The 15,621-nt window shown below is 63.2% G+C and carries 12 protein-coding genes; 3 read left to right on the top strand and 9 right to left on the bottom strand.

Annotation, left to right across the window (positions count from 1 at the left end):
* Positions 1-7 precede the first annotated feature (7 nt).
* The 9 genes from AC07OT_RS10265 to tssA all read right to left on the bottom strand — a co-directional run bounded on the left by AC07OT_RS10265 (position 8) and on the right by tssA (position 11,967).
* Positions 8-1,948: a type VI secretion system Vgr family protein gene (locus AC07OT_RS10265; protein WP_495108000.1), complete on the bottom strand. Its 1,941-nt coding sequence runs from the start codon at positions 1,946-1,948 to the stop codon at positions 8-10.
* A gap of 159 nt (positions 1,949-2,107) precedes the next feature.
* Complete coding sequence (gene tssH / locus AC07OT_RS10260) at positions 2,108-4,771, bottom strand: type VI secretion system ATPase TssH (protein ID WP_495107999.1); 2,664 nt, start codon at positions 4,769-4,771, stop codon at positions 2,108-2,110.
* Complete coding sequence (gene tssG / locus AC07OT_RS10255) at positions 4,764-5,807, bottom strand: type VI secretion system baseplate subunit TssG (protein ID WP_027608261.1); 1,044 nt, start codon at positions 5,805-5,807, stop codon at positions 4,764-4,766. The genes tssH and tssG overlap by 8 nt, the downstream gene beginning before the upstream one ends.
* Positions 5,771-7,630 carry a type VI secretion system baseplate subunit TssF gene (gene tssF / locus AC07OT_RS10250; protein WP_495107998.1) on the bottom strand — a complete coding sequence of 620 codons (1,860 nt, stop codon included), beginning with the start codon at positions 7,628-7,630 and terminating at the stop codon, positions 5,771-5,773. The genes tssG and tssF overlap by 37 nt, the downstream gene beginning before the upstream one ends.
* Positions 7,627-8,142 carry a type VI secretion system baseplate subunit TssE gene (tssE, locus tag AC07OT_RS10245; protein ID WP_027608263.1) on the bottom strand — a complete coding sequence of 172 codons (516 nt, stop codon included), beginning with the start codon at positions 8,140-8,142 and terminating at the stop codon, positions 7,627-7,629. Before tssE ends, tssF begins: the two co-directional genes overlap by 4 nt.
* Positions 8,143-8,229: 87 nt before the next feature.
* Complete coding sequence (locus AC07OT_RS10240) at positions 8,230-8,718, bottom strand: Hcp family type VI secretion system effector (protein ID WP_015886558.1); 489 nt, start codon at positions 8,716-8,718, stop codon at positions 8,230-8,232.
* A gap of 169 nt (positions 8,719-8,887) precedes the next feature.
* Positions 8,888-10,384: a type VI secretion system contractile sheath large subunit gene (gene tssC / locus AC07OT_RS10235; RefSeq protein ID WP_065926733.1), complete on the bottom strand. Its 1,497-nt coding sequence runs from the start codon at positions 10,382-10,384 to the stop codon at positions 8,888-8,890.
* A gap of 2 nt (positions 10,385-10,386) precedes the next feature.
* The gene (gene tssB / locus AC07OT_RS10230) at positions 10,387-10,893 is read right to left on the bottom strand and encodes a type VI secretion system contractile sheath small subunit (RefSeq protein ID WP_017135823.1); all 507 of its coding nucleotides are present in this window, start codon (positions 10,891-10,893) and stop codon (positions 10,387-10,389) included.
* Between the two features lie 54 nt (positions 10,894-10,947).
* Positions 10,948-11,967: a type VI secretion system protein TssA gene (tssA, locus tag AC07OT_RS10225; protein ID WP_065937973.1), complete on the bottom strand. Its 1,020-nt coding sequence runs from the start codon at positions 11,965-11,967 to the stop codon at positions 10,948-10,950.
* A gap of 397 nt (positions 11,968-12,364) precedes the next feature.
* Here tssA and tagH point away from each other — a divergent pair, with 397 nt between their 5' ends.
* The 3 genes from tagH to tssK are packed head-to-tail and all read left to right on the top strand — an operon-like array spanning position 12,365 to position 15,620.
* Entirely contained in the window at positions 12,365-13,699 is a 1,335-nt protein-coding gene (gene tagH / locus AC07OT_RS10220) for a type VI secretion system-associated FHA domain protein TagH (protein WP_495107997.1), read from the top strand.
* A gap of 57 nt (positions 13,700-13,756) precedes the next feature.
* A complete protein-coding gene (gene tssJ, locus AC07OT_RS10215) occupies positions 13,757-14,266 on the top strand; it encodes a type VI secretion system lipoprotein TssJ (RefSeq protein WP_027608267.1) in 510 nt (169 codons plus the stop codon).
* Positions 14,267-14,285: 19 nt separating this feature from the next.
* Positions 14,286-15,620: a type VI secretion system baseplate subunit TssK gene (gene tssK, locus AC07OT_RS10210; RefSeq protein WP_495107996.1), complete on the top strand. Its 1,335-nt coding sequence runs from the start codon at positions 14,286-14,288 to the stop codon at positions 15,618-15,620.
* Position 15,621 lies beyond the last annotated feature (1 nt).

Here is a 15,621-nt window from a genome sequence, read left to right as displayed (position 1 = left end):
GGTCTCGTCAGGAGCTTTTAGGCGCGGGGAAGGCGGCTTTGATATTGGCGTCGATGGCGCCTTTCTGGCCCTGGCCGTCGGGCGTGGCGCCAGGGCCGCCGCCGTTGTTCAGGTGCAGCACGCCGCCGGTATTGAACTCGGCATCGCCGCTGGCGTAGAAGCTGATTTGCACGCCGGTCAGGTTGATCTGCCCACTGGCGTTGAGCTCCAGGATGCTTTCACCGCAGACCAGGCGCAGGTTTTCGCCCACTTCGATGACATAGCTCTGGCTGATGCTGTCGGTCTTTCTCTGGCCCACCGAGAGGATGTCTTCCTGCTTGACGATGCGCAGGCGGTTGTTGCCGATGGTCACCGTCTCGTTATGGCCGATACTTTTATTGCGGTCGTGCCCGACGGAATGACTTTCATCCACCTCCACCACAATGTCCTGGTTACGCTCGGCATGGATATACAACTGCTCCAACCCCTTCTTGTCCTCCATGCGGATTTCATTGAAGTTGGCTGGCGTGCCGCCCTTGCTCGAACGACTCTTCATGCCGCTCTGGGTCGCGTTCTCCGGCAGGTCGTAGGGCACCGTCTGCTCGGCGTTGTATACCCGCCCGGTGATGATCGGGCGGTCCGGATCGCCTTCGAGAAAGCTGACAATCACTTCCTGGCCGATCCGTGGAATCTGCATCGAGCCCCAGTTCTTGCCGGCCCAGGACTGCGACACACGAATCCAGCACGAGCTGTTTTCGTTGGATTGGTCGTGGCGGTCCCAGTAGAAGTGCACCTTCACGCGGCCGTACTGGTCGGTCCAGATTTCCTCGCCTTTGGGGCCGACCACCAGCGCGGTCTGCGGGCCTTTGACGATCGGGCGGTGGGTGCTCGCCAGGGGGCGAAAGCTTTGCTGGGCGTCGATGCAGGTCAGGCTGCTTTCGAACTGCGCCGAGCCTGAACCACCACCGCTTTCCAGGCTTTCCTGAACGATGTAGTAGCGGCAGCCGACGATCAGGTATTCGCGGTTCTGGTCCTGGCGGCTGAAGCCGGTGAGGCTGAACAGGTGGCCGGAGCCGAGGCCGCGAGCATTGCCGCTGAACTCGATCTGCTCATACAGGGTTTGCAGGGCTTCGATGCGGGTGCGCGCGTAGTGTTCGCCGTCGGCGCTTTGCACGTAGGTGCCGGGGTAGTCGTACAGCGGGTAGTCGCCGGCAGTGTGCGGGCGCGGCATGGCCGAACGCACGTCGATGCTGGCGCTGGGGCGCTGGAAGTCGTAGTCGTTGAGCTCCAGCGAGCCCGGCTGCACCTCCTGCGCCAGGTGCCAGTTGTGCATGTGGTCGCGTTCGCGCTGTTGCTCGTCCTTGGGGTAGTACGGGATCGAGGCATAGCCCGGCACCGTGGTGTGGGCGCCATAAGCGTCGGCCAGCACCAGCACATGGCGGTCCTGTTCATGGCGGAAGAAGTAGTAGATGCCTTCCTGTTCCATCAGGCGGCTGACGAAATCGAAGCTGGTCTCGCGGTACTGCACGCAGTATTCCCACTCGCGGTACGGTCGGCTCAGGGCGTCTTCGAAGTCGGAAAACCCCAGGTCGCGGAACACCTGCTTGATGATCTGCGGGATGCTCAGGTTCTGGAAAATCCGGCAGTCCGAGGTGCGAGTCAGCAGCCAGAACCACGGGCGCAGCGTCACCTGGTAACTGGCGAACTGGCCCTGGTCGATGTTCTGGCTGCACCGCGCGACGATGCCGTGGAAGTGCCGCTCGCCGCCGTCCGCCAGTTGCACGCCCACGCTCATGGGCTTGCCGAGCAACTGGTTGAGGTCGATGTTGGCGTCCAGGGACGTCAGTTGCAGTTCATAGCTGAACAGGCGGCCCAGCTCTTCGCCGCCGCCCATTTCATTGAGCAGCAGCACATCCGGCCCGAGAGGGCTGGTGATCTTGGCCAGGCGTGAGGCTTGGTTGAATAGCATTGGTTAACCTGTAAATGACTAAATAACTGACGGAACCGGTTCGAAATGTGGGAGGGGGCTTGCCCCCGATAGCAGTGTGTCAGTTGATGCATTCGGTGGCTGAATCACCGCTATCGGGGGCAAGCCCCCTCCCACATTTAAACCGCATTCCAACAGTCGTTATTCGGCGTCGCTGAAGTCGTAATGCAGCTCGTTATCCCGACTGCTGATGCGCACACCAGCCAGCGCCTTGCCCTCAAGCATGCGCGTGAGGAATTCACGGCTCATGTCCGGCAGCAGGCTGTTGGTGAGGATGGTGTCGATCATGCGCCCGCCGCTTTCGGTCTCGGTGCAGCGCGAGACGATCAGGTCGACCACCGCGTCGTCGTACTCGAAGGCGACCTTGTGGGTCGTCTCCACGCGCTTCTTGATGCGGTTGAGTTGCAGGCGGGTGATCGCCTTGAGCATCTCGTCGCTCAGCGGGTAGTACGGGATCGTCACCAGGCGGCCGAGCAGTGCGGGCGGGAAGATCTCCAGCAATGGCTGGCGCAGGGCCTTGGCGATTTCTTCCGGCTCGGGGATGTTCGCCGGGTCCTTGCAGACCTGGGAGATCAACTCGGTACCGGCGTTGGTGGTCAACAGGATCAGGGTGTTCTTGAAGTCGATCACCCGGCCTTCGCCGTCTTCCATCACGCCCTTGTCGAACACCTGGAAGAAGATCTCATGCACGTCCGGGTGAGCTTTTTCCACCTCGTCCAGCAGCACCACGCTGTAGGGCTTGCGCCGCACCGCCTCGGTCAGCACGCCGCCTTCGCCGTAGCCGATATAGCCCGGTGGCGCGCCCTTGAGGGTGGACACCGTGTGGGCTTCCTGGAACTCGCTCATGTTGATGGTGATTACATTCTGCTCACCGCCATACATGGCTTCGGCCAGGGCCAGGGCGGTTTCGGTCTTGCCCACGCCGGAGGTGCCGGCCAGCATGAACACGCCAATCGGCTTGCTCGGGTTGTCGAGGCCGGCGCGGGACGTCTGGATGCGCTTGGCGATCATCTGCAGGGCGTGGTCCTGGCCGATGATGCGTTTTTTCAGGTGCTGGTCGAGGTTGAGCACGGTTTCCAGTTCGTTGCGGGCCATGCGGCCCACCGGGATACCGGTCCAGTCGGCGACCACCGAAGCCACGGCCTGGTAATCCACGGTCGGCAGGATCAACGGGGTTTCGCCTTGCAGCGCGGTGAGGCGCTGTTGCAGGTCGACCAGTTGTGCACGCAATTCATCGTTGCCGCTGTCCACGACGCCGACCTTTTCGCGCAGGGTTGCACGGGTGGCGAGCAGCTCATCCACCAGGGCTTTCTCTTCGGCCCAGCGGTTTTCCAGGGTCGCCAGGCGCTCACGCTCGGCGCTTAACAGGGCTTCGCTGTTGCTCTGGCGCGCGCCAATGGCAATGCCGATGGCATGCTCGCGGGCGATGATTTGCAGCTCGGTTTCCAGGGCTTCGATGCGGCGGCGGCTGTCGTCCACTTCGGCCGGCACCGCGTGCAGGCTGATGGCGACGCGGGCGCAGGCGGTGTCCAGCAGGCTCACGGATTTGTCCGGCAGCTGGCGCGCCGGGATGTAGCGATGGGACAGTTTCACCGAGGCTTCCAGGGCTTCGTCGAGGATCTGCACCTGGTGGTGCTTTTCCATGGTCGAGGCCACGCCGCGCATCATCAACAGCGCCTTGTCTTCCGACGGCTCGGCCACTTGTACCACCTGGAAGCGGCGGGTCAGGGCCGGATCTTTCTCGATGTGCTTCTTGTACTCGGCCCAGGTCGTCGCGGCCACGGTACGCAGGGTGCCACGGGCCAGGGCGGGTTTGAGCAGGTTGGCCGCGTCGCCGGTGCCGGCAGCGCCACCGGCACCCACCAGGGTGTGGGCTTCGTCGATAAACAGGATGATCGGCTTGGGCGAGGCCTGGACGTCTTCGATGACCTGGCGCAGGCGCTGTTCGAACTCGCCTTTCATGCTCGCGCCGGCTTGCAGCAGGCCCACGTCGAGGCTGCGCAGTTCCACATCCTTGAGTGCGGGCGGCACGTCACCGGCGACGATGCGCAGGGCAAAACCTTCGACCACGGCGGTCTTGCCTACACCGGCTTCACCGGTGAGGATCGGGTTGTTCTGGCGGCGGCGCATGAGGATGTCCACCAGTTGGCGGATCTCTTCGTCACGGCCCACGATCGGATCGAGCTTGCCGCTGCGCGCTTGTTCGGTGAGGTCAACGGTGAAACGCTTGAGGGCTTCCTGCTTGCCCATCGCACTCGGTGCCATGGCGCCGCTGGCCTCACCCGGCACCGCGCCGGCGTTGAAACCGTCGCTGGCAGTCAGGGCGTTTTCCGGCGAATCACCGACGTATTCGTCAAACCGCTCGCTCAGGGCTTCGGCCTTGATCTTGTCGAACTCCGAGGACAACCCCAGCAGCGCATGGCGCAGGCTTGGCGTCTTGAGGATGCCCAGCACCAGGTAACCGGTGCGCACCTGGCTTTCGCCGAACATCAGGCTGCCGTACACCCAGCCGCGCTCTACCGCCTCTTCAACGTGGGACGACAAGTCGGTGATCGACGTCGAGCCACGCGGCAGGCGGTCCAGGGCTTCGGTGAGGTCTCGGGCCAGGCGCGCCGGCTCGACGTTGAACTGGCGGATGATGCGGTGCAGGTCCGAGTCCTGCAGTTGCAGCAACTGGTGGAACCAGTGGGCCAGTTCCACGTACGGGTTGCCCCGCAGCTTGCAGAACACGGTGGCGGCTTCGATGGCCTTGTAGGCCACGCTGTTGAGTTTGCCGAACAGTGCGGCGCGACTGATTTCACCCATGCTCTGGATTCCTTGAGGTGGTGGCTTGATCGGCGTAATGCCGGGCCAGGATTAGGTCGTTGGCATCAACCGCAGGGCAGCCGAGCCAGGTGTTGAAGCCCAGGCGGAACTGGCCATTGAGTTGCAGCGCCGGTACTTCGGGTTGTTGCAGAACCAGGTTCAAGTCCCAGTCCAATTCATGGCCCAGGTACTCGGCCACCCACGCCACCAGCTCGTTGAACGGCTGGCTGCCGGGCAGCATGCCCATGTAGTCGTCCAACTTGAGCGGGCCCAGGCGGATGCGGAATTTATGCTGGCGGTCCCACACGTGGCTGCCCAGGCAGAAGTCCACCCCCAGCTGGTGGGCGCTCACGCCCACGCGGCTGCGTTCGGGCAGTTCCAGCCATTGGCCGACGTATTCTTCGATCTCCACCGGCAGGCCGAAATACTCGCCGAGGATCGCCTTCAAACCGTCCGGGTAGCGGGTTTGTGCCGACAGGTGGCCGCTGTAGTGCAGCTTCGCCGTGTCGGGGATCAATCCTTGGTTAAGCAGGCTCGGCATGCCCCGGCCACTCAAGGCAGCGAGGCGTGCGGACCAGTAGTCATCGTCCGGGCGGTCGTGGCTGACCGTCGGCCGCGCCTCGGCCCAGGCCCGGTAAAACAGGCTCAGCAGGCGGTGGTGGAACACGTCCAGGAACTGCTTGCTGGTGCTGTCGGCGTTGTTGCGCTGGCGCTCGCGTACGTACTCGGTGATATGCAGCGGCAACGGGCCGTTGGGGCCACCCAGGCCGAAGAAGAACTGTTCCAGCCGCGCCGGTTTGCCGTCGCCGCCGGGATCGACCGAGGCCAGGGTGGCCGGGGCGAAGGTGCAATCGGCCTGTTGCCCCAGGCGCAACGGGTCATCCGCCAGGCGCAGGGAGTGGCCCAGGCGCGGCAGTTCGGGCGATTCGCACTCGATACGCCGCAACGCCTGGAAGAAATCGTATTCCCAGGGCTCCTGATGCATCGCATCCAACGTACTCACAGGGTCGGACGACGCCCGGGCTTGGCTTTCCATCGCATGATCTCGCCGCGTTCGGTGGTACGGATCACCGTCTCGGTAAAACTGTTGATCGACACGTAGCGTGCCAGGAAGCGTTCCAGCACCGCACCGAGCAGGAACACGCCGGTGCCGCGAAACGCGTTTTCATCGAACTCCAAGGTAATTTCCAGGCCGCGGCCAAACACAATCGGGCCGGGCATCGGCAGGCGCCGGGTAACGGCCTTGCTGCTGACGTCGCGCAAGCCTTCGATCTGCAATTGCAGCGCCGCGTCATTGCTGTCGCCATACAGGCGCAGCAGTTCGCGCAATGCCGCCGCGCCCTGGCCTTGCTCGCTCAGGGACAAATAGTTGAGCGACAACTGGCTGATCAGGCGCCAGGCCTTGGCATCATGGGCATGGCTGGCGCGTGGGCGGCTGGGCCCGGCGACGCAACGCACGGATAACACCGGCGCGCTGTCGGCCAGGGTGAAGTCGGTCTTGCCGTTGCCCACGCTCATGAACAACGGCAGGTCGCGGTTGGTGCACAGCGCGGTCACGCCGAGTTGGCGCAGATCATGGCGATACGGCGCCTGGCGGCTGTCGACCAGGCTGACAAAGGTTTCGCTGCCCACATAGGTGGAGCGCGGGCCGTTGCGGCGTTGGTCGCTGGACAACACCCGCGGCTCGCGGCGCACGGTGTAGTACGCCTGGTCGCGGCCATAACGGGATGGGTCGCGGACCGCATAGAACGGCAAAAAGGGCTGCTCTGGCCCGGTGCCGTGGCCGGTGATGCCGCTCAACGAATGAATTTCGAAATCCATCGGCCGCGTGCGGTCGGCAATCACGTGGTGCTCGTTGACCCGGTCGGACAAGTGGATGCGGTCCACGCGCTTGGGGAACAGGTTGATCGCCGGGGTGCAGAACGGCAGGAACTGCGCCGCGCCGACGCTGCCTTCCAGGCTTGGCTCGTGACGGTCGAACAGCACGATCAGCTCCAGCTCCTGGCCGTCGCAACGTTTGACCGCGCGGCTCAGCTCGGCGAATTCGACGAACAGGAAACGGTGGGGCAGGGCAAAGTATTCCTGCAACAGGCGATAGCCCTGGAAGGCCCGCGCGACCACCGGCATGGCCGCATCGGCGTCGTCGAAACCCCGCGAGCGCAACGCGTCCTGGGCCAGGCGCTCGACCCAATCGCCACCGGGCTTGCGCGCAAACACCGCGCAGGCGTTGCCCAGCAGTTGTTCGTAAAGTCGGAACGGCTGCTCGTCGGCACCGCTGAGGTACAGCGGCAGGTTGTCCAGGTCGAGGCTGTTGAACGGCAATTCGGCGCCGGTGCGCAGGGTCAGGCGCAAGCCGGCCTTGGCTTTCGGCTCACTGGCGGCCAGGCGCCCGAGCACGGCGGCAGGGTTGCCGAAGTACTCGGCGTTGCTGACCTGCAACGGCCACAACGTCACCGGGTGCGCGGTGCGGTACTCGCAGCAGGTCTGGGTTTCGCGGCCCAGGGCGGCGCGCAACACGGTGTCGCGCGGCAGCGGAAAGCCGCTGGCCAGGGAGCCTTCATCGGGGTCGGTGTGCAATTGCACCACGGTCATCGACGGCGTCGGCGCCAGGTAGTGCGGGTAGGCGATTTCCAGGAGGTTGTGGGTGAAGGTCGGGTACTCGGCGTCGAGTTTGAGCTGTACGCGGGCGGTGAGGTAGGCAAAGCCCTCAAGCAGGCGTTCGACGTACGGGTCGGCGCAGTCCATACCGGACAGGGTCAGCCGACTGGCGATCTTTGGGTATTCCTTGGCGAACTCCGCCGCGCTTTCGCGCACGTGGTGCAGTTCCTGGTTGTACAGCTCCAGCAGGCGCGGGTTCATGGGCGTCTCCGCTGGTCGGCATTCACCACGCGCACATGGCCGGATTCCAGGTCGAGGTCGGTTTGCAGCAACAGGCGCAAGGGCACCGGCTGCGCCCACAGGTCGCCTTCGATCTCGAAACTCAGGGCGTTGTGATTCATCTCGCCATGGCCGACGCGGGCTTTGACGCGCAGCGTGTGGCGCAGGATGCGCGGTTCAAAGGTGGCAATCGCCTGGTAGATCAGGGCTTCCAGGGCCTTGATGTCGACGCTGGAAACGCTGTTGCCGGCCAGCGCCGGCAGGCCGTAATTGACCACCGAGGTACCGGCCTGTGTGTGCAGCGTGGCATCGGCATCGAGCAACGACGTGGTATTGAGCAGCCACGCCAGGTCGCGCAGCACCGAGGCTTTCAATTGGGTCAGGGACAGCACGCGTTTATCGGCGCTTTCCTTGGGATTGGTTGGGTCGTCGTCGGTCAACCGGTCCAGCAGGGACGGTTGCAGACGGTCGCGGGAAGCGATTTCAGTTACCACCAAAGCAGCTCCACGGACGGGTTGCGAGAGGGACAAAAGGCTTGTGGCCGTGGCGTAAAGCCACGGCCACAAGCGCTATCAGTGCTATCAGCGCTTGGTGTTGGAACGGATGTTCCAGCCAAACTTGATCGCGCCGCCGTCTTTGGTGCCGTCGGCTTTCTGCGGCTGGTAGTCGACCATCACTTGGGCGAAGTTCAGGGTGACGTTTTCAGTCAGGCGGTCATCGCCGCCCGAACCGCCGGTGCTCAGGGACGTTACCAGCACTTCTTCCAGGTTGATCACCATGTACTCGACCTGGCTTTCGCCACCGGCCTTACGCACGGTCAGCTTGACCTTGTCGATGTGTTTGCCGCTGGCGCAGTGCATCATCAGGTTCGGCGAGGCCTTGTCGACGTACTTGGTCAGCGACAGGTCCTGGATGTTCACCTTGCCCGCGCCGCCGCCACCGCCAACGTGCATGTTGCCGGACTGGGCCATGCCCCAGCTCCAGTTCAGCACGTCGATTTCGTCCTTGTGGGCCTTGTCCATGGACTCGCCCTTGATGTCGCCGATCTTGATGAAAATATCAACAGCCATGTTTTCTCCCTGTGTGGCTCTTGCCACTGAATTTGAGTGACTCCAAATGGGCAGTGCTTTTGTGTGGGAGGGGGCTTGCCCCGATGCAGGCACCTCGGTGTGTCGTCACACCCCAGTGATGCTATCGGGGGCAAGCCCCCTCCCACAGAAGAGCCAGCTCATCCGTGGGTTAGGCGCTTTTCGCCGAAGGCAGCTTCGATACCAGACGCAACGATACGGTCAGCCCTTCGAGCTGGTAGTGCGGGCGCAGGTAGAACTTGGAGTTGTAGTACCCCGGGTTGCCCTCGACGTCTTCCACGATCACCTCGGCGGCGGCCAACGGGTGCTGGGCCTTGGTGGTCTCGGTGGAGTGCGCCGGGTCACCGTCGACGTAGTTGAGGATCCAGTCCTGCAACCAGCGCTGCATCTCGTCCTTCTCTTTGAAGGAACCGATCTTGTCGCGCACGATGCACTTCAAGTAGTGCGCGAAACGGCAAGTGGCGAACAGGTACGGCAGGCGCGCGGCCAGGTTGGCGTTGGCGGTGGCGTCCGGGTCGTCGTATTCGGCCGGTTTCTGCAACGACTGGGCGCCGATGAACGCGGCGAAGTCAGTGTTTTTCTTGTGCAGCAGCGGCATGAAACCGTTCTTCGCCAGTTCCGCTTCACGGCGGTCGCTGATGGCGATTTCGGTCGGGCACTTCATGTCCACGCCACCGTCATCGGTAGGGAACGTGTGGGCCGGCAGGTTTTCCACTTCACCGCCGGACTCCACGCCACGGATGCGCGAGCACCAGCCGTAGTGCTTGAACGAACGGTTGATGTTCACCGCCATCGCGTAGGCAGCGTTGGCCCAGGTGTACTTGGAGCTGTCGGCGCCGTCGGTGTTTTCTTCGAAGGCGAAGGCTTCCACCGGGTCGGTCTTGGCGCCATAGGGCAGGCGCGCCAGGAAGCGCGGCATGGTCAGGCCGATGTAGCGCGAGTCTTCCGATTCACGCAGCGAGCGCCAGCCGGCGTATTCCGGGGTGGTGAAGATCTTGGTCAGGTCGCGCGGGTTCGACAGTTCCTGCCACGAGCCCATGCCCATCACGGTCGGCGATGCCGCAGCAATGAACGGGGCGTGCATGGCGGCGCAGACTTTCGACAGCTCGCCCAGCAGTTCCACGTCCGGTGGCGACTGGTCGAAGTAGTAGTCGCCTACCAGGCAACCATAGGGTTCGCCGCCGAACTGGCCGTATTCTTCTTCGTACATCTTCTTGAAGAGCGGGCTCTGGTCCCACGCGGTGCCCTTGAATTTCTTCAGGGTCTTGTGCAGGTCCGGCTTGGAGATGTTGAGCACGCGAATCTTCAGCTGCTCATCGCTCTCGGTGTTATTGACCAGGTAGTGCAGGCCACGCCAGGCGCTTTCCAGCTGCTGGAAATCCTGGTGGTGGATGATCTGGTTGACCTGGGCGGTGAGCTTGGCGTCGATGGCGGCGATGATCGATTCGATCGATTTGATCGCGTCGTTGGACACCAGGTCGGTTTGCGCCAGGGCCTGTTCGGCAAGGGTGCGCACGGCGGTTTCCACAGCTTCGCGGGCACGCTCGGTCTTGGGCTTGAATTCCTGCATCAACAAGGATGCGAACTCGCTGGTTTCCTCGGTTGCACCCAGGCTCTGGGCGCCTTCGCGGGCGGTATTGTCAGTCATGATTACTGGTCCCCTGCAGGCTTAGGCGCACTGGCAAGTGCCTGGAGCAGTGCCGGGTCCTTGATCGCCTTCATGATGATTTCTTCAGCGCCAGTCTTGCCGTCCATGTAGGTCAGCAGGTTGGCCAGCTGGGTGCGGGCTTCGAGCAGTTGCTTGAGCGAGTCGACCTTGCGGGCCACGGCGGCCGGGCTGAAGTCGTCCATGCTTTCGAAGGTGATGTCCAGGCTCAGGTTGCCTTCGCCGGTCAGCTCGTTGGGTACGTGGAATGCCACGCGCGGCTGCATGGCCTTGAGGCGCGAGTCGAAGTTGTCGACGTCCACTTCAAGGAACTTGCGGTCGGCCACCGGCGCCAGAGGCTCGGCAGGCTTGCCGGCGAGGTCGGCCATCACACCCATCACGAAGGGCAGCTGGACCTTTTTCTCGGCGCCGTAGAGCTCGACGTCGTACTCGATCTGCACTCGAGGCGCGCGGTTGCGCGCGATGAATTTCTGAGAACTTTGCTTCGCCACGTTGCTGCTCCTGGTCGCTTGAGCGACGGTGTTGTTACTGCGCAGTCGAGCGGCTTACTCGCCGTCCGGGCCGCGCAGGTTTTCAAATTGGGACATCCCATCGGGAATCAGATTGCGCACGATGGCCGCGAAGTCGGCGTGCACAAGATGCTTGGCCCGGTTCAGCAACACCGGCAACGGGCTCGAAGGCTCGTGCCGGGTGTAATACGCAAGGATCTTGTCGAGGCTGCGCAGCACGTCATCACGGTTGCTGATGTCGCCGCTGGGGCGAGGTGCGGCGGGGGCAGCGGCGAAGTCCACCGAGGGGGCATTGTCGTCACTGACGGCCTCGGGTTCGCTGCCGGCAGCGCTGTTCGGAACAAACTGGTTAAGCACCTGCAGCGCCTGCTTGAGCGGTTGCTTCAACAGGCTGAGGTCCACGCCTTGGGCGGAACCCACTTGGTCGCTGACCTGTTGCTCAATGGCTTCGCAGGCGGCGCGTGCGGCGCTCAAGGCGTCGCGGGTGGCCTGCAGGTGTTCGGGGTCGCTGTCGAGGAACGCGGCGTTGAGCTGCTGGGCGCCGAGCTGTTCGTCGGGGAAACTCATCAGGCCGCTGGCATTCAACGCGGCGCGCAGGCTCACAGGGCCGAAGGTGCGCGAGCGCGTGAGGATGCTCTCGCGCAGCAGACGAATGGTCGCATCGCTGGTCAGGCCGGAGAGGGCGTTGATACGTACGGTGGGGTCGTTATCGTCGTCGGCATCCAGGCGCGGGTGCAGGTCGGCCCAGTATTCGCGCAGCAGCGCATTGATCAACGTGAGGACTTCAGCCAGCCCGGCCGCACCCTGGAGGGCGAGGGAGCTTTGCAACAGGAAATGGGTGATGCGCAGGTCTTTGCTGCGCTGCAGCAAGTCGAGGCTCTGCTGCTGGATGCTGCGCCATTCCGGCGGCTCGGCGGGCAGGATCGAATCGCCCATGCTGCGCTCGGGTTGGCCCTTGGCATCACGCTCCAGCTGGAGAAAATCCGCGTCATATTCCATGTCTTCGCCACAGGGCGAACTGGCGGAAACGGCGGTGAGCAGCAACGGCACATCCACTGAAATTGATCTCCCTATCGGCCCGTTATTAGATGGCGGGCAATGCATGCATTAGTTGCGCAAGGAACTTTGCATGTTTTCTTGGTCATATAAGCAAGATGCCACTAATGTGCCATCACTGGTATTCAAGAAGTTGTGCATTTTTGGTGTAGTACTTATGCCTTGTCAAGGTAAGCTATTCGCCCTCTGTGACAGATGTGCGGTGCTTAACAACCTGTGCGACTGGTGGGTCGAACGACGCACCGGCATAGGATTTTTGTCATGGAGCCCAGTTAAGATCAGCGATCATGCTGGCATCAGCAGGTTTTGAACGGTCGATTGCACGACCTGATGGGGATCTCCCGGGCGTCGCTGTCCCTGGGGTCGACTGCGCGCGAAGTATCAGCAAGGAGGCAAGATGTCGCTGTGTTTGACTATCACTAGTTATCACAAGATTACCCCCGGGCAATGCTCGGAAAAGTCCATGAACCAGGGCTCGATGGCTATCGGCCGCAGCTCGGATAATGACTGGGTATTGCCTGATCCCGAGCGCCTGGTGTCTTCGCAGCACTGCGTTATTCAATACAAAGATGGTCGTTATTATTTAACCGATAACAGTACAAACGGGGTGGAGTTGGTTAACGCCGGCATCCGTTTGCGCAGGGGTAACAGCGAGCTGTTGCAGGATGGCGAGCTGATCCGCATCGGCGATTACGAGATCCAGGCGCGGATCGACTTCAACGTGCAGGCCATCGACAGCCAGCCATTCGCCGGTGATTCGCCGAACAGCTTTGAGGCCCTGATGGGTGCCGTGGCGAACAAGCCCGCGCCGACGCCGGTGATTGCCCCGCAATTCCAGGGCGCTTCGTCGATGGACACGCTGCCGGACCTGTTCGACTTCCTCAGCCCTACCGCCGTGCCGCCGCCCACCGTGGCCGACCATGTTCCCAGCGAACAACACGACTTCCGCCCGCCGACCCCGGTGGCGGTACCCGTGGTCGAGACGCCTGTGGTTTCGGGTTCAGTGATTCCCGAAGACTGGGATCTGTTTGGCGACACGCCGGCGCCGTTGGCCAGTGCGCCGCCACCTCCGCCACCGCCACCCGCACCGATCATCCAGCCGCCGCCCGTGGTCGAGCCAGCGCCCCCTGTAGCCGACACCCGGCAGCCCGATCTCTTGCAAGCCTTCCTGCGCGGTGCCGGCCTGGACCAGTTGCGCCTGGACAAGGCCCAGGCGGAGGCGCAGATGGAAAGCATCGGCCGCAGCTACCGCCTGATGGTCGAAGGCCTGATCGACGTATTGCGTGCCCGCGCCAGCCTCAAGGGTGAGTTCCGCATGCAGCAGACCATGATCCAGCCTGCCGAAAACAATCCGTTGAAATTCGCACCGAATGCCGACGAAGCGTTACTGCTTTTGCTTCGCCACGGCAACCAGGCGTTTATGGCGCCGGACATTGCCGTGCGCGACAGTTTTGATGACCTGCGCGCCCACCAACTGGCGGTGATGGCCGGGGTGGAAGCAGCGATCAAGCACCTGCTCACGCGCTTTGAACCGGCGCAACTGGAAGAGCGCATGGGCAAGCCCGGCGGGCTGTCGAACCTGTTCGCCGGCTCGCGCCAGGCCCAGTACTGGCAGCAGTTCACCGAGCTCTACAGCAATATTTCCCGCGAGGCCCAGGAAGATTTCCAGGACCTGTTCGGCCGTGAATTCAGCCGGGCCTACGAAGAACACAGCGCGCGACAGCGTCGGTAAAACCGCGCCGCAACCTATGGATTAACGGATAGCTAAGTACGTCATTGAGGACGCAGGATGATTCCCAGGTTTTTACTCGCAGTCGCCACCGCGCTGCTGCTGACCGCGTGTAGCAAGGATGCGGTCAAACCCGAAACGGCTGCTGAGGCTGAAGTGGACACCGCCGCCGTCGAGCTGCACTTCCACGCCATTGCCGGGCTTAACCCCGGCGCCAACGGCCAGGCCGCGCCGGTGCGGGTGCGCATTTTCGAACTGAAGAACGCCGCCACCTTCGCCCGCTCCGATTACTTCGCCCTGGCCGACCGTGCGCAATCGACCCTCGGCCTGGACCTGCTGGACCAGGACGAAGTCATGGTGCAACCCGGCCAGCAACTGAGCATCCAGCGCGACCTCGACCCCTCCACGCGCCAGATCGGCTTGCTGGTGGGTTATCGCGAGTTGGACCGCGCGCAATGGCGCACGGTGATCAACGTGCCGGCGCGCCAATACACCGAATACCAGATCAGCCTCGATGTGCGTGCCGTGCGCGCCGACGTCGTGGTCACCCCATCCAGCCCTGCCCAATAAGAAGCAATCGGAGCTCCCCATGTCCTGGAACAATCGCGTGGTCTGGTCGGAAGGCATGTTCATCGGAACGCAGCACTTCCAGCAGCATGACCGTTACCTGGAAAACCTGATCGACGCCCGCAGCCGCCCGTTGTCCGCCGGCGCCTGGGGGTTTTCCGAATTGCTGATCGACCAGGGCCTGCTGGCCCAGGGCAAGCTGGCCATCGTCTCGGCGCGCGGCCTGTTGCCCGACGGCACGCCGTTCAACATTCCCCAGGATGACCTGGCGCCCAGCCCGCTGAATATCGACGACAACCTGCGCGATGGCCTGGTCTACCTGGCCTTGCCACTCAAGCGTGCGGGGGCCCGCGACACCGTGGATGAAGGCGAAGCCCTGGAAGCCGCGCGCTACGTGAGCCAGGTGCGCGAAGTGCGCGATGACAACGCGCCGTTCGAAAACCGCGCGCCGGTGGCCGTGGGTTCCCGGGCCCTGCGCTTGCTGACCGCTCAGGACGGCATCAGTGACTACGCCGCCGTGGGCCTGGTGCGCATCAAGGAAAAACGCGCCGACCGTGCGCTGGTCCTCGACGACACTTACATTCCCCCCGTACTGGACGTGGCCGCGAGCAAGCCGTTGAGCGCGTTTCGCAGCGAACTGCTGGGCCTTTTGCACCAGCGCGGCGAAGCCCTGGCCGGCCGCGTGGTTGCCTCGGGTGCCGGTGGTGCGTCGGAGATCGCCGACTTCATGCTGCTGCAACTGGTCAACCGCGCCCAGCCGCTGATCCAGCATTTCAGCCAGTTGAGCCCGCTGCACCCGGAGCGCTTTTTCAGCGAACTGGTCAGCCTGGCCGGTGAGTTCTCGACCTTTTCCACCTCGGGCCGTCGTCCCCAGGAATACCCGCAATACCAGCACGACGACCTGGCCCTGAGCTTCGCCCCAGTCATGGCGGCCCTGCGCGAAGCCCTGTCGATGCTGATCGACAGCAAGGCCACGCCGATCCCGATTGTCGAGAAAGCCTACGGCGTCCACGTGGCCATGCTGGCCGACAAAACCTTGCTCGACAGCGCCAGCTTCATCCTCGTGGTCCGTGCCGATGTCCCCGGCGAAACCCTGCGTGCGCGCTTCGGCCAGCAGAGCAAGGTCGGATCGGTGGAGCACATCCGCGACCTGGTCAACCTGCAACTGCCGGGCATCACCTTGCTGCCGTTGCCAGTGGCGCCGCGCCAACTGCCGTACCACGCAGGCTCGACGTACTACGAACTGGACCGTGGCAGCGAGCATTGGCAGCAACTGGGCAATTCCGGTGGTTTTGCCTTCCATATCGCCGGGCAGTTCCCGGGCTTGAACCTGGCCTTCTGGGCGATCCGAGGATAAT

It is taken from the genome of Pseudomonas sp. GW821-FHT09C10, assembly GCF_059418085.1.
This window is presented reverse-complemented; position numbering and strand designations above follow the sequence as displayed.

Excerpts from the sequence above, each read along its gene's own strand:
- AC07OT_RS10265 (WP_495108000.1), bottom strand. The coding sequence starts at position 1,948 with ATGCTATTCAACCAAGCCTCACGCCTGGCCAAGATCACCAGCCCTCTC.
- tssH (WP_495107999.1), bottom strand. The coding sequence starts at position 4,771 with ATGGGTGAAATCAGTCGCGCCGCACTGTTCGGCAAACTCAACAGCGTG.
- tssG (WP_027608261.1), bottom strand. The coding sequence starts at position 5,807 with ATGGAAAGCCAAGCCCGGGCGTCGTCCGACCCTGTGAGTACGTTGGAT.
- tssF (WP_495107998.1), bottom strand. The coding sequence starts at position 7,630 with ATGAACCCGCGCCTGCTGGAGCTGTACAACCAGGAACTGCACCACGTG.
- AC07OT_RS10240 (WP_015886558.1), bottom strand. The coding sequence starts at position 8,718 with ATGGCTGTTGATATTTTCATCAAGATCGGCGACATCAAGGGCGAGTCC.
- tssC (WP_065926733.1), bottom strand. The coding sequence starts at position 10,384 with ATGACTGACAATACCGCCCGCGAAGGCGCCCAGAGCCTGGGTGCAACC.
- tagH (WP_495107997.1), top strand. The coding sequence starts at position 12,365 with ATGTCGCTGTGTTTGACTATCACTAGTTATCACAAGATTACCCCCGGG.
- tssJ (WP_027608267.1), top strand. The coding sequence starts at position 13,757 with ATGATTCCCAGGTTTTTACTCGCAGTCGCCACCGCGCTGCTGCTGACC.
- tssK (WP_495107996.1), top strand. The coding sequence starts at position 14,286 with ATGTCCTGGAACAATCGCGTGGTCTGGTCGGAAGGCATGTTCATCGGA.